The sequence below is a fragment of the uncultured Nostoc sp. genome (genome assembly GCF_964245445.1).
Lineage (GTDB): Bacteria > Cyanobacteriota > Cyanobacteriia > Cyanobacteriales > Nostocaceae > Nostoc.
Window position 1 is genome coordinate 1 of sequence record NZ_CAXTNE010000006.1, and the last position, 14,621, is coordinate 14,621.

Below are 14,621 nucleotides of genomic sequence, written 5' to 3' on the forward strand. Positions count from 1 at the left end.
CCTCGCTACTATCCACATCTGGATTCACAAAATATTATTAGTGGGATAGGTTCCTGAAAGAACATCAATTAATCCGCCAAATGATTACTCAGATGATAACTAAAGTGAAAGCAGCAAGACTGTTATGTTATCAAGCTGGTTATCTCAAAGATATTAACGACCCCAACTCGATTATGGAGACTTCTATTGCAAAGTACTTTGCATCGACAGTGGCTACCAAAATAGCAAATGATGCCGTGCAAATTCATGGTGGCAATGGTTGTAGTAATGAGTACCCAGTTGAAAGATATTTACGAGACTCTAAAATTATGGAAATTATTGAAGGTAGTACTCAAATTCAAGAAATTACTATCGCAGAATCAGGTTATCAAGATTATTTTTTTTCAACTGTTCCTACTAGCTTAGAAAAAAATATTATTTTAAAATAATATTTTTTTCTAAGCCAATAAAGACAACTAAACTTCACGAAATAAGAAGAAATATTACGAAATGCTTTGTATTCATAGTAGCTAACATTCAATAAATTTATATCGTCGAATCAGGTTATTAAGATTATCTTTTTTTATCCGCAAATAAGGAAAACTAAACTTCACGAAATAAGAAGAAGTATATTTTTGGAGATTGTTTATGAAAGTTAAAAATAGTAACTCAATTTTAAGGATCAAAAATCCTAGTAAAAAAGAATTTGTAGAGCTTTGGAAGCAATATCAGCCTTTTTTAATTGAAGGTGTTGCTGAATATTGGAATGGCTGTAAAAATTGGTCTAATGATTATCTATTAAAAAAATGTGGAAATAAAATTATTCCTATATCAGTTTTTACTAGACAATATTTGTATAACTCTAATTATGTATTACACGAAACTTACAAAAACAAGGAAGAGATGAAGTTAAAAGACTATGTAGATATAATAACTGAAAATAAAAAAGAAATTGATTTAAAATATTATATGAGTGAGCTAGATTTTGAAAAATATTTGCCTGAACTAACTGATGATATAAATTATCCAGAATACTTTAATATAAAACCATTCATTTTCTTCTGGTTTGGTTCCTCTGGTAAAACTACTACTCTTCACTTCGATCAAGCACATAATATTTTTGCTCAAATTCGAGGTAAAAAAAGAATACTTCTGTTTCCTCCTTCAAATTATTTATCATATTATCCACCCCTTGGAGAGAGTGATACTTATGCAAATTATAGTAAGGTAAATCCTATTACCCCAAATTTGGAATTATTTCCAAGATTTCCTTGGCAAGACCAAATTGAAGTTATACTTCAACCTGGAGAAATTCTATATATCCCCCCTCTTTGGTGGCATCACGTTACAGGAGTAGATGAAAACATATCATTATCATTTTGGTATGATGTTAAAATAAAAGATTTTTTCAGGCAAAAGAGATTTTTTTCTACGATTTTGGATATATTGCCTCATTATGCACGTCATTCAATCTCTTCACTGAGCATGCTTAAGTTATTATTTCAATCTCTTTGGTAATCACAAGTAATTTGAAATAAGCTTGTATCAAGTATACAAATGAGCGAAAACAGTTTGGTGTTTATCTTAAAAAACATCAATTAATCCGCCAAATGATTATTCAGATGATAACTAAAGTGAAAGCAGCAAAACTATTATGTTATCAAGCTGGTTATTTAAAAGTCATTAATGACCCAAAATCGATTATGGAGACTTTTATTAAGAAGTACTTTGCATCCACAGTAGTCTACCAAAATAGCAAATAATGCCCTGCAAATTCATGGTGGCAATGATTGTAGTAATGAGTACCAGTTGAAAGGTATTTACGAGACTCTAAAATTATGGAAATCATCAAAGGTAGAGTTCAAATTCAAGAAATTACTATCGCCGAATCAGGTTCTCAGGATTATCTTTTTTAAATACTTCTATTGGCTTAAAAAAATCTGATTTTCAAATAATATTCTTAATCCGCAAATAAATACAATTAAATTCACAAAATAAAAATAAGTAGATTCTTGGAGATTGTTTATGAAAGTTAAAAATAGTAACTCAATTTTGAGGATTAAAAATCCTAGTGAAAAAGAATTTTTAGAGCTTTGGAAGCAATATCAGCCTTTTTTAATTGAAGATGTTGCTAAAGATTGGGATGCTTGTAGTAAATGGTCTAATGATTATTTGATAAAACAGTGTGGAAATAATCTGGTTGATATACAGAATTTTAAAAAAGATTTTTTTGAGGATTATAAGATATTTTCTTATATTGGTGCTTATGTTGAAGATCGAAAAATAATTAAATACAAAGAATATGTAAAGGAGATAGAAGAGAAAGTTAATGAAAATAAGAATGATTCTGATTTAGTAGGATGTTATTTACCTAGTGCATTTTTTGAAGATTCTTTTCCAGAAATTATTGGAGACGTAATTTATCCAGAATACTTAAATAGAAAGCCATTAGTTAACTACTGGCATGGTTTCTCAAGTAAAAACTTTTCTTCAACTACTGTCCTTCATTTTGACGCAGTTCATAATATTTTTGTTCAAATTCGAGGCAGAAAAAAAATACTTTTATATCCTCCTTCAAATTATTTGTCCTTTTATCCACCTCTTGATGATAGTCGTGGTTTAGCAGCTTATAGTAGGGTAGATCCGAATCTCCCCAATTTGGAATCATTTCCGAAGTTTCCTTGCCAGGAAAGAATGGAAGTTTTAATTCAACCGGGAGAAATGCTCTACATACCACCTTTTTGGTGGCATTATGTAACAGCAGTAGATGAGAATATATCATTATCATTTTTCTATGATGTTACAATTCAAGATTATTTCAAGCAAAAAAAGATGTTATCAGTTTTTTTAAACATCGCACCTCATTATCTATATCATGCAATCTCTTCTCCAGACGCTCTACAGTCTTCTATAGCTATGATAAAATCTTTTATTTTACCGGGTAGTTTCACAGAGGGCGCTAGAGACAAAAAACTTAAATAGCAAAAAAAGTCATTGAGATACATTTCGCACGGAAATAAACTGAGCTTTTGATTTAGCTACGAGCTATTAGCCAAGAACTTATAGCTGATAGCTAATAGCTAACCGCTCAAACTATAAGTACACCGAAGAGAAAGGGTTTAATATATGATTAGCATTAAAGAACAAGATGTAAATAGTAAAGATAAAGATAAAAAAGTTATTAAATGTGTGGTTTGGGATTTAGATAATACTTTATGGCAGGGAGTTTTGCTGGAAGATAAGAAAGTTTCTCTGCGAGAAAATATAGTAGAGATTATTCAGATTTTAGATAGTCGTGGTATACTTCAATCTATAGCCAGTAAGAATGAACCTGCTACAGCAATAGCCAAACTAGAAGAATTTGGTTTAAAAGAGTATTTTTTATATCCACAAATAAACTGGAACTCTAAAGCATCTTCTCTCAAAGAAATTGCTAATTTGCTTAATATTGGGATAGATGCGATCGCTTTTATTGATGATCAATTATTTGAACTAGAAGAAGTAAAATTTTCCTGCCCAAAAATCCTGTGTATTAATGCTGATGAAATAAGGTATATTGTCGATATGCCAGTCATGAATCCTCGTTTTATTACAGAGGATTCAAAATTAAGGAGGCTAATGTATCTTAATGATATAGAACGAAATAGTTTCGAGAAAGAATTTATTGGAACTCAAGAAGAATTTTTAGCTACACTAAATATGACTTTCACTATCTCTTCTGCTCAAGAAGATGATTTACAAAGAGCCGAAGAATTAACAATAAGAACAAATCAATTAAATACAACTGGTTATACATACTCCTATGACGAGCTAAATCAGTTTCGTCAATCTGATAAGCATAAAATGTTAATTAGTAGTTTAGAAGATAAATATGGTAACTATGGAAAAATTGGGTTAGCTCTTGTGGAATGTGAAGAAGTTGTGTGGACTCTAAAACTTTTGCTGATGTCTTGTCGTGTCATGTCTAGAGGTGTCGGCACAATTATGCTAAATCATATTATGAAATTGGCTAAAAACAATAATGTTCGTTTGCGGGCTGAGTTTATTTCAAATAATCGGAATCGCATGATGTACATATCTTATAAGTTTTCAGGCTTTCAGGAAGTTGATAAAAATGGAGATTTGCTGATTTTAGAAAATGATCTAAGTCGAATACAGCCTGTCCCTGAGTATGTGAATGTCAAAGTTATAAATTAAAAAATATTGCTGGTTTTTGTAGTTTGACAGGGGAGATTATGGATAAAAGAAAAGATGAAATTTCAAAACGACGGTCAAAGCTTTCACTCGTGCAGCAAGAGTTTCTCAAAAAGCGGTTACAAGGTGAAATTCACTCTGACTTTCAATTAGAAGTTATTCCAAAACGTTCCCAAATAAATCCGGCTCCCCTGTCCTTTGCTCAACAACGCTTATGGTTTTTGGCCCAGTTAGAGCCAAACAGTCCTTTCTACAACATCCCTGCTGCTGTTCGTTTACAGGGACAATTGAATCTAGGAGCATTGCAACAAAGTTTCAACGAAATTATCAGTCGCCATGAAGCGTTGCGAAGCAATTTCCAAACAATAGAAGGGCAAGCAATATCTGTCATTTCTGAAATGATGCCCTTAATATTACCAATATTTGATATTAGCGAGCTACCTTTAAATCAACAAGAAGCTGAAGTCAGACAACAGGCTTCTCAAGAAGCACAAAAACCTTTTGCTCTCAACAGCGACTTGTTACTGAGAGCAAAGCTGTTGAGACTTAGTAAACAAGAACATATATTATTACTGACAATGCACCACATTGTCTCTGACGGTTGGTCGATAGGTGTTATGGTGCGCGAATTAGCAACACTTTATCAAGCCTTCTGTAATGGACAACCCTCGCCGTTACCTGCACTACCAATACAGTATGTAGACTTCGCGGTTTGGCAAAGAGAATGGCTGCAAGGAGAAGTACTCGAAACTCAGATATCTTATTGGCTTAAGCACTTAGAGAACGCACCAAAAGTATTAGAGTTACCTACAGACCACCCAAGACCAGCAATTCAGACTTTCCGGGGTGCAACCTACTCATTTAAATTATCAAAAGAATTATCCGCATCCCTAAACAAATTAAGTGAGCAACAGGGAAGTACTTTATTTATGACTCTGTTAGCAGGTTTCCAAACACTGCTATGGCGTTATACGGGTAAGGAAGATATTGTGATCGGTTCAGCAATCGCTAACCGCAACCGAACAGAGATAGAAGGGTTAATTGGATTTTTTGTCAATACCTTGGTATTGAGAACTAACCTGGCAGGAAATCCCAGCTTTGAAGAACTACTAAAAAGGGTGCGGGAAGTAGCGTTAGGAGCTTATGCACATCAGGATTTGCCTTTTGAGTTGTTAGTTGAGCAACTGCAACCACAGCGAGACTTAAGCTATACACCATTATTTCAAGTGATGTTTGTGCTTCAGAATGCACCGATGTCTGCGTTAGAGTTGCCTGGTTTGACTTTAACTCCCTTAGAAAGCAGTAGTGATAGTGCCAAGTTTGATTTAACCTTACAAATGACAGAAACAGAGGAGGGACTAGCTGGAAGCTTAGAATACAATACTGATTTATTTCAAGAAAGTACGATACATCGAATGGCGGGTCATTTGCAAACGTTGCTTGAAGGAATTGTTGCTAATCCGCAGCAGCGTTTGTCGGAATTACCACTGTTGAGTGAATCTGAACGGCATCAATTGCTAGTGGAGTGGAATGACACTCAGGTTAATTATCCTCAAGATCAATGCATCCATCAGTTATTCGAGGCTCAAGTAGAACGCACACCTGATTCTATAGCAGTGGTGTTTGAAGACCAACAGTTGACCTATGGGGAATTAAACACCAAAGCAAATCAACTAGCGCATTATTTGCAAACATTAGGAGTAAAACCAGAAGTATTAGTCGGGATTTGTGTAGAGCGATCGCTGTTAATGGCGATCGGACTATTAGCCATCCTGAAAGCAGGTGGTGCATATATACCATTAGACCACAGCTATCCTCAAGAACGCATTGCATTTATACTAGAAGACACTCAAGCCCCAGTCTTGCTTACTCAAGAGTCGCTTCTTGAGGCGATGCCGCAACACAAAGCTAAAGTGGTTTGTTTAGATACCGATTGGCAGACAATCGCCCAACAAACCCAGGAAAATTTATTATCTCTTGTCAATAGTCAGAACTTAGCTTATATCATCTATACCTCAGGTTCAACAGGCAGACCAAAAGGTGTAATGATTCAACACGCAAACACAGTTGCAATGTTGGATTGGGCAAACAAAACCTTTGCGATGGAAGCTATGCAAGGAGTTTTAGCATCAACCTCAATTTGCTTCGATCTTTCGGTATTCGAGATATTTGTTCCTCTGTGTTGTGGTGGCAAAGTGATTTTAATCGAGAACGCACTCTTGTTACCAACTTCATCAGTAGCCTTAGATGTAACCTTAATTAATACTGTCCCAAGTGTAATTTCACAGTTATTAAAAACTGATAGTATTCCAGCTTCAGTGCAGATTGTGAATGTCGCAGGTGAACCACTTCATAATAAACTTGTACAACAACTTTATCAGCAAGATAATATACAAAAAGTATTTAACCTATATGGACCTTCAGAAGATACAACTTATTCAACCTTTGCCTGCATACACAAGGATACCAGCAGCACTCCACCTATCGGTCGCCCGATTTACAACACCCAGATTTATTTATTAGATCAAAATTTACAACCTGTTCCTGTAGGTGTAGCAGGGATGTTGTATATTGGTGGTGCAGGTTTAGCCCGTGGTTATCTAAACAAAGCGGAACTGACTGCCGAGAAATTTATTCCCAATCCTTACGCCAACTTGCCAGGGGAACGGTTATATAAAACTGGAGATCAAGCACGCTATTTGCCTAATGGAGAGATCGAATATATTGGTCGCGTTGACTATCAAGTAAAAGTGCGTGGTTTTCGTATTGAACTGTTAGAAATTGAAGCAGTTATTATTCAACACCCAACAGTCCAAGAAGCTGTAGTTGTGGTTAATTTTTCACAGGCGGATTCTCAACAAATAGTTGCCTATATAGTTCCACAAATAGAGCAAACGCTAACGATTTCTGAACTGCGTGGCTTTTTGGAGTCAAAGTTGCCAAGCTATATGGTGCCAGCAGCTTTTGTGATATTATCAGCACTACCATTAACACCTAATGGTAAGGTTGACCGTAAGGCACTACCTACACCTGATACAGCTAGACCTGAAGACAAAGAACTAGTAGCACCTCGTAATTACATAGAAGCCAAACTGACCGAAATTTGGGCAGGAGTGCTTGGTGTGGATAAAGTGGGTATTTTTGATAACTTTTTTGAGTTAGGTGGGGATTCTATCCTTGGCATTGTAGTTATTACCAGAGCCAACCAGGCTGGCCTAAAACTGGGAGTTAAACAATTATTTCAAGCTCAAACAGTTGCTGGCTTGGCAAGTTTGGCAGTTACGAAAAAGGTAAACCAAACTGAACAAGGACTCATCACAGGTTTAGCCTCTCTCACACCAATACAATACTGGTTTTTTGAACAGAATCTACTTGAACCTTACCACTGGAACCAAGCAGTTTTACTAGAAGTTAAACAAGTTCTTCATCTAACTATATTAGAAAAATCTGTACAGCAACTACTGTTACACCATGATGTTCTTCGCTTACGTTTTGAGCAAACAGAGTCTGGTTGGCAGCAAATTATATCCAGCCCTGATACAGAATTACCCTTAATAAATTTTGATTTCTCTGCCCTGTCAGCAAGCAAACAAGAACTAGCCATCGAAACAGCTGCTACCAAATTACAAGCCAGTCTTAATCTCTCAACAGGCCCATTGATGCGAGTTGCTCTGTTCGACTTAGGGCATCGACCAAGCCGTTTGCTGATACTCATCCACCATTTAGCCGTAGATGGCGTTTCTTGGCGGATTTTACTGGAGGACTTGGAGACAGTATACCAACAGTTAAATCAAGGCAAGAAAGCGCAATTGCCAACAAAGACAACTTCGTTTAAATATTGGTCGCAATGCTTACAGGAATATGCACAATCAGCTACCCTCCAGCAAGAATGGGACTATTGGCTGAGTCCGTCTTGGCAGCAGATTGCTCCTTTACCAGTCGATTTTTCTAACGGCGACAATACTGTGGCGGAAGTTCGGAACATCTCAATTTTTCTGACTGTAGAACAGACTCAAGCCTTGCTAAAAGAAGTACCAAAAGCTTATAATACACAAATTAATGATGTCTTGTTAACGGCATTAGTACAAGCTTTTTCTCAATGGACTAGCAACAGTTCTTTGTTGTTGGCTCTCGAAGGTCATGGGCGGGAAGAAATTTTCGATGATGTCGATTTGTCGCGCACAGTAGGTTGGTTTACCTCTGTTTTCCCTGTACTGTTAAATTTAGGAAAAACGTCTCATCCCGTAGAAGCGTTGAAAGTAGTAAAAGAGCAGCTGCGGGGCATTCCAAATAAGGGAATGGGCTATGGTGTACTACGTTACCTGAGTCAGGATACTATGAGAGTAGAGTCACTGCGATCGCTTCCCCAAGCTGAGGTGATCTTCAATTACTTAGGTCAGTTCGATCAAACATTTTCGGACTCGTCAATATTTAAAATCTCTCATAAATCCCAAGGACAAACGCGCAGTTCGCAAAACTGCGAGACATATATGCTAAATATCGATGCTTTAGTAATTGATAACCAGTTAAGAGTGAATTGGGCGTACAGTGAAAAAATATATCGACGAAGTACTATTGAACGATTAGCGCAAGAGTTTTTGGAAGCATTGCAAGTACTCGTGACTCATTGTCAATACCCTGAAGACAGAGGATATACACCTTCTGATTTTCCAGAAGCAGACTTAATTCAACAAGACCTTGATCGGTTTTTAGAGAAAATCAACCGAGGGAGTAAAAATAAAACAACATGAAAGAAAATATCCAAGATATATATCCATTATCTCCGATACAGCATGGTATGCTTTTTCACAGTTTGCACGCTCCTGAAATGGAACTATACCATGCACAAACCGTCTACACTTTCAGTGGCAATCTGAATCTTGCGGCTTTTAAATACGCTTGGCAGCAAGTAGCAACCCGACACACAATGTTGCGTACTAGCTTCTATTGGGAAGAATTGGATAAACCACTACAAGTTGTGCATCGGCAAGTAGAAGTACCTGTAGAATATCAAGACTGGCAGGAAATCAATCCATTAGAACAGCAAGAGCGTTTACAGTCTTTTCTCAACAGCGATCGCCAGCGACGTTTTGATTTTTCCCAAGCACCTCTAATGCGTGTGGCTATCATCCAGATTCAAGAACACGCTTACTACCTTGTTTGGAGTAGCAACCTGATCGTTCTAGATGGTTGGTCATATCCATTGGTATTAAATGATGTGATTGAAATTTATGAAGCTTATTGTCAGGGTGAGGATGCATCCTTAGCAGATGGCAGTTGCTTTAAAGATTATATCAAATGGCTCAAACAGCAGGATTCATCAAAAGCAGAGGATTTCTGGCGACAGCATCTTAATGGAGTTAAAGAGGCTACTCCTTTAAGGAATTTAGAGTCAAACAATTTGTCCAACTTAGAACAACGATACGAGGATATAAAAATCAGTCTATCGGAAGCAACGACAAAGAATCTATATTTATTAGCAAGACAGCATCACCTCACCATGAGTACCCTAGTTCAGGGAGCTTGGGCTATACTTCTGTATCACTACAGTGGCAAAAATGATGTAGTCTATGGTTGTACTACTTCTGGTCGTCCAGTAGATTTACAAGGTTCAGAGTCAATGGTAGGGGAAATGGTTAATACCTTACCAGTAAATATCAAGGTAGATATGAATGAGTATTTATTACCTTGGCTTCAACAATTGCAAAATCAGTTAATAGATATTCGTGAATATGAATATTATCCATTGGTAGATATTCAAAAGTGCAGCGAAGTTCGGGGTAATGTAACCTTGTTTGAGAGCATAGTGGTGTTCGAGAACCAAAAAACAGGTAAATTTCTGGAAGAATGGGGGAGTCTAAACATCTCTGAGAAAACTGAATATTACAAAACTAACTATCCTCTAACGATAGTTGGGTATCCTGGTTCAGAACTGACAATTGGGATTAATTATGATTTTCGCCGCTTTGATGCTGCAACAATCATTAATATATTGGAGCATTTAAAAATATTGCTCGAAGGCATAGTGACGAATCCTAAAGTACGTCTTCAGGAGTTATTATTGCTTATAGAGCAAAAACTCCATATTAAATTATCAATGTTAGAAATAGAAATGTCATTGGATTTTGATTTTGTTTCCACAAATTAAATAGCTAGATAAAGCTTAAAAAATAAAAGTTAGCAAAAAAAATATTTCCAATATTTTAATATTGATTTATTTATAATTAGAGAAAAAGAAGGGGTTTTTGGCTTTTAGCGATCGCTTGTTTGACCCGAAGATTTTTTTGAAGGAAAACCCCAGATTCAGCAATACCAGATTAATGTATTTTGTAATTTAAATAGAAAACTCATGAATATATTTGAAAAGCGTGAATCAAATGTCAGAAGCTATTGCCGCAATTTTACCGCAATCTTTCATAGAGCTAAAGGTTCTATAATTTATTCTGAATCAGGTAAAGAATATATTGATTTTTTAGCAGGAGCAGGTGCTTTAAATTATGGACATAATCACGACTATATCAAAGAAAAGGTGATCTCATACTTAGATGCCGATGGAATAACACATGGTTTGGATATGTATACTTCGGCTAAGGAGAAATTTTTAGCCAAGTTTGATGAGGTAATACTAAGTTCAACAAAACTAGATTATCGCATTCAGTTTTGTGGACCAACAGGAACAAATGCAGTTGAAGCTGCTTTAAAACTAGCGAGAAAAATCAAACGAAGAACAGGCATATTTTCCTTCATGGGAGCATATCACGGAATGACTTTAGGGAGCCTATCGATTAGTGGCAACATCGAAATTAGAGCAGGCACAATTGGTACATCAAGTAATGTAAATTTTATGCCTTATCCCTATGGATTCATGGAGAGTTTTGACACAATAGAATATATAAATTCTGTTTTAAATGATGTCAAGTCCGGAATTGAAAAACCAGCAGCAATAATCTTTGAAACAGTGCAGGCTGAAGGTGGAGTTGTTGTAGCTCCCATTGAGTGGATGCAAAGACTAAGAAGGTTATGTGACGAGAATGATATTTTATTAATCTGCGATGATATTCAGGTTGGCTGTGGTCGAACAGGCTCTTTCTTTTCCTTTGAAAGAGCAGATATTGTTCCCGATATGGTAGTACTTTCTAAATCTATTAGCGGGTACGGGTTTCCAATGTCACTATTATTGATTAAACCAGAATTGGATATATGGGAACCAGGTGAGCATAATGGTACTTTTCGGGGTAATCAATTGGCATTTATAGGAGCAACAGCGGCTCTAGAGTATAGAGAAAGTAGCAATCTCGAACAAGATGTCAAAGCCAAAGAACTTTTTTTGAAAAATTTTCTCACTCAGCAAATAGCACCAATTAGTGAAAAGATAGCAATACGTGGAATTGGTATGATTTGGGGTATTGATTTAAAAAGTTTTGGCGGCAATAGTTTTGCTAAAAGTATAACATCACGTTGTTTTGAGCTAGGATTAATAGTTGAACGCGCAGGTAGAAATGATACTGTAATTAAAATTTTGCCCCCTTTGGTAATTGATATGTCTACCTTAGAAAAAGGTTGTTCAATTATCAAAGAAGCTTTTAATGACTGCATGTCAAATTAAATTGGCATACTAATATTTATAACTCAGCAAGTAATTTATTATCACGAAACAATATGAGTACCAAATCACACTCAAATGACTTATTATCTCAAAAAATTTATTGGATAAATAAGTTATCAGGAGAACTACCAGAAACAAATCTAATTCTGGACTATGTAAGACCTTCATTTTCTAGTGATAGAAACAAATCTCTTAGCTTTGACTTATCAAATGACTTATCTAAAGCAATCATTAAGCTAGCTAAAGGTTCTTATTTTTCAACGTACTTGATATTAGTGTCTGCATTGAATATATTGCTACAAAAATATACTCGAAATAATGATGTTATTATTGGAATACCTATATATGAAGAAAATTGTATAGGTTGTGTAAATAGCAAAGTCATTCCCTTGCGTACTCAGGTAACACGTCAACTTTCATTCAAAGATTTTACTTTTGAAGTAAAAGATGCAATTATCGGTGCTTTCAACAATCAGAACTATAATTTTAATGAGTTAATTAAGTTGTTAGAACTATCAACAAGCCCTAATCGTTGTCCAATTTTTGACATAGTAGTTTTATTAGAAAATATTCATAGAAAAAAAGATTTAAATCAACTTAATAATGACATAACATTTTATTTTTCAGTTAATGGTGAAGATATTATTATTAATGTTGAGTATAAAGAACATCTTTTTCAACGTGAAAATATAAAATTGATGATTAGGTATTATGCTAATGGTCTTGAAAGTATTATCAAAAATGTGAATGATAAAATATCAGATATTCTTTTTTTGAAAGAATCTGATACACACCAGTTATTGAAACAATATAACAACAATACTAAAATATACCCAGTTGATCAGACAATAAATCAATTATTTGAATATCAGGTATCTCAAACTCCAAATAAGATAGCTGTGATTCACAAATCAGCTAAATTAACATATCAAGAAATAAATAAGAAAGCTAATCAAATAGCTAGACTACTACGGAAAATAGGAGTTTCTAAAGGAGAGTTTGTAGGCATTTTTAAAGACCGCGATATCAATTTTCTGGTTGCTATCCTTGCTGTCTACAAGGCGGGTGGGGCATATATACCGATTGATAGTACTTATCCACCAAATCGAATTAAATATATGCTATCTAATAGCGAAGTTAAATTTATATTAACAGATTGTTCGCTATTAAACTCCTTATCAGACTTGCTAGAACATGATTCGCAATTATCATCTATTATTTGTTTAGATGATGTCTTGACTAAGACTACACTATTGGCTAATAAAGCAGAGCTTAAAATATATAGCAAGTGTGATTTTGACCAGCTACCTCATGACAATATAGAACATCTGAATGATGCTGTCACCCCAGCTTATATACTTTATACTTCCGGCTCTACAGGATTATCTAAAGGGGCAATTGTTAGACATGATGGTGCAATAAATCATATTTATGCTCAATTTGATGAGTTGGAGTTAAGGTCGGAATTTTGTTTTCTCCAAAGCGCTCCTTCCTCAACAGATATTTCTGTATGGCAATTTTTGGCGCCACTTTTAATTGGCGGAAAGACTATAATTATAGATATCGAAACTGTTGCGATTCCCGAACAATTATTTGAAGTACTTAAATCAGAAAAAATTACGGTTGTTGAATTAGTACCAACATTATTTGGTGGGTTACTTGAATATACTTCCCAATTACCAAATTATGAGCGGGTATTACCAGATTTAAAATGGATGATATTATCGGGTGAATCTGTATCGGTTAAATGGGTAAATAAGTGGCTTGAGATATACCCCCATATCAGAATTGCTAATGCTTACGGTCCTACCGAAGCTGCTGATGATATTACCCAGTTTATCGTTAACAAACCTTTGCCAGAAAATCAGCGAACAGTTCCAATTGGTAAACCATTAGCAAACTTAAATCTCTACATTCTGGATGAAGAAATGCAGCTATTACCTATTGGTGTTCCTGGAGAAATTTGTGTATCGGGAATTGGTGTAGGTGATGGGTACTGGAAAAACGAAGAAAAAACTAATTTAAGCTTTGTTGCTAACCCGTTTACAAATACCATAAACAGCTTACCTGGTAATCGCAGAGATTTAATTTATAAGACTGGAGATTTAGGAAGATGGCTGACTGATGGGAATATCGAATTCCTTGGACGTATTGACCATCAAGTGAAGATTCGTGGTTTCCGGGTTGAACTTGGAGAAATTGAGACATTTCTAGGTCAGCACCCGAATGTACGTGAAAATGTAGTTGTGGTTCAACACGAGCAAGCAGATAACGTGCAATTAGTTGCCTATGTGGTTGCGAAGACAGAAGTAGTTCCTAGTATTAACGAACTCCGTAGCTTCTTGAAGGAAAAATTACCTGACCACATGATTCCTTCTGCCTTTGTAGTACTGGAAAAACTACCGCTAGCACCAAGCGGTAAAGTAGACCGTAAAGCTCTGCCTAAACCAAATAATCTTCGTTTAGAATTAGAAACAGTTTACGTGTCTCCGCGAAATGAGATAGAGCGGACGGTTGCCGATATTTGGCAAAAAGTACTTAAGGTGGAGAAAGTTGGCATTAAAGATAACTTTTTTGACCTCGGTGGTCATTCGCTAAATGTACTTCAGGTTTATAGCAAAGTGCGAGAACTTTTGAAAGCGGATTTAGCTATAACTGACCTTTTTAAATATCCGACTATAAATTCTTTATCACAGTATTTAAGTCAAAAAAATCATAGTGATGAAGTATTTGCTTCTGAAAGTCATCAAATCAATGAAAATCTAGAAGCTGGTAAAGCTAGATTAAAACAAAGCCTCTTACGAAAAAAACAACAACTTATTTAAAAACGAATAGAATATTA

The 14,621-nt window shown here is 35.5% G+C and carries 9 protein-coding genes; all 9 read left to right on the top strand.

From position 1 onward, the window contains the following. Nucleotides 1-53: 53 nt before the first annotated feature. The 9 genes from ACFE90_RS02005 to ACFE90_RS02045 all read left to right on the top strand — a co-directional run bounded on the left by ACFE90_RS02005 (nucleotide 54) and on the right by ACFE90_RS02045 (nucleotide 14,604). On the top strand, nucleotides 54-428 hold the full coding sequence (locus ACFE90_RS02005) for an acyl-CoA dehydrogenase family protein (RefSeq protein WP_375497315.1): 375 nt from the start codon (nucleotides 54-56) through the stop codon (nucleotides 426-428). 199 nt (nucleotides 429-627) lie between these two features. Next, entirely contained in the window at nucleotides 628-1,497 is an 870-nt protein-coding gene (locus ACFE90_RS02010) for a cupin-like domain-containing protein (RefSeq protein WP_375497249.1), read from the top strand. 26 nt (nucleotides 1,498-1,523) lie between these two features. Further along, on the top strand, nucleotides 1,524-1,742 hold the full coding sequence (locus tag ACFE90_RS02015; RefSeq protein WP_375497317.1) for an acyl-CoA dehydrogenase family protein: 219 nt from the start codon (nucleotides 1,524-1,526) through the stop codon (nucleotides 1,740-1,742). Nucleotides 1,743-2,004: 262 nt separating this feature from the next. Beyond that, nucleotides 2,005-2,961 carry a cupin-like domain-containing protein gene (locus tag ACFE90_RS02020; RefSeq protein ID WP_375497251.1) on the top strand — a complete coding sequence of 319 codons (957 nt, stop codon included), beginning with the start codon at nucleotides 2,005-2,007 and terminating at the stop codon, nucleotides 2,959-2,961. Nucleotides 2,962-3,105: 144 nt separating this feature from the next. Next, nucleotides 3,106-4,176, top strand: a complete 1,071-nt coding sequence (locus ACFE90_RS02025) for an HAD-IIIC family phosphatase (protein ID WP_375497253.1) — start codon at nucleotides 3,106-3,108, stop codon at nucleotides 4,174-4,176. 38 nt (nucleotides 4,177-4,214) lie between these two features. Next, entirely contained in the window at nucleotides 4,215-8,924 is a 4,710-nt protein-coding gene (locus ACFE90_RS02030; protein ID WP_375497255.1) for an amino acid adenylation domain-containing protein, read from the top strand. Then, nucleotides 8,921-10,321 carry a condensation domain-containing protein gene (locus ACFE90_RS02035; protein ID WP_375497257.1) on the top strand — a complete coding sequence of 467 codons (1,401 nt, stop codon included), beginning with the start codon at nucleotides 8,921-8,923 and terminating at the stop codon, nucleotides 10,319-10,321. Before ACFE90_RS02030 ends, ACFE90_RS02035 begins: the two co-directional genes overlap by 4 nt. A 201-nt stretch (nucleotides 10,322-10,522) precedes the next feature. Beyond that, complete coding sequence (gene ectB, locus ACFE90_RS02040; RefSeq protein WP_375497259.1) at nucleotides 10,523-11,779, top strand: diaminobutyrate--2-oxoglutarate transaminase; 1,257 nt, start codon at nucleotides 10,523-10,525, stop codon at nucleotides 11,777-11,779. 53 nt (nucleotides 11,780-11,832) lie between these two features. Next, a complete protein-coding gene (locus ACFE90_RS02045) occupies nucleotides 11,833-14,604 on the top strand; it encodes an amino acid adenylation domain-containing protein (RefSeq protein ID WP_375497261.1) in 2,772 nt (923 codons plus the stop codon). The last annotated feature ends 17 nt before the right edge of the window (nucleotides 14,605-14,621 follow it).

Coding starts and splice junctions, on each gene's coding strand:
- ACFE90_RS02010 (WP_375497249.1), top strand. CDS start 628: ATGAAAGTTAAAAATAGTAACTCAATTTTAAGGATCAAAAATCCTAGT.
- ectB (WP_375497259.1), top strand. CDS start 10,523: ATGAATATATTTGAAAAGCGTGAATCAAATGTCAGAAGCTATTGCCGC.
- ACFE90_RS02035 (WP_375497257.1), top strand. CDS start 8,921: ATGAAAGAAAATATCCAAGATATATATCCATTATCTCCGATACAGCAT.
- ACFE90_RS02020 (WP_375497251.1), top strand. CDS start 2,005: ATGAAAGTTAAAAATAGTAACTCAATTTTGAGGATTAAAAATCCTAGT.
- ACFE90_RS02045 (WP_375497261.1), top strand. CDS start 11,833: ATGAGTACCAAATCACACTCAAATGACTTATTATCTCAAAAAATTTAT.
- ACFE90_RS02030 (WP_375497255.1), top strand. CDS start 4,215: ATGGATAAAAGAAAAGATGAAATTTCAAAACGACGGTCAAAGCTTTCA.
- ACFE90_RS02025 (WP_375497253.1), top strand. CDS start 3,106: ATGATTAGCATTAAAGAACAAGATGTAAATAGTAAAGATAAAGATAAA.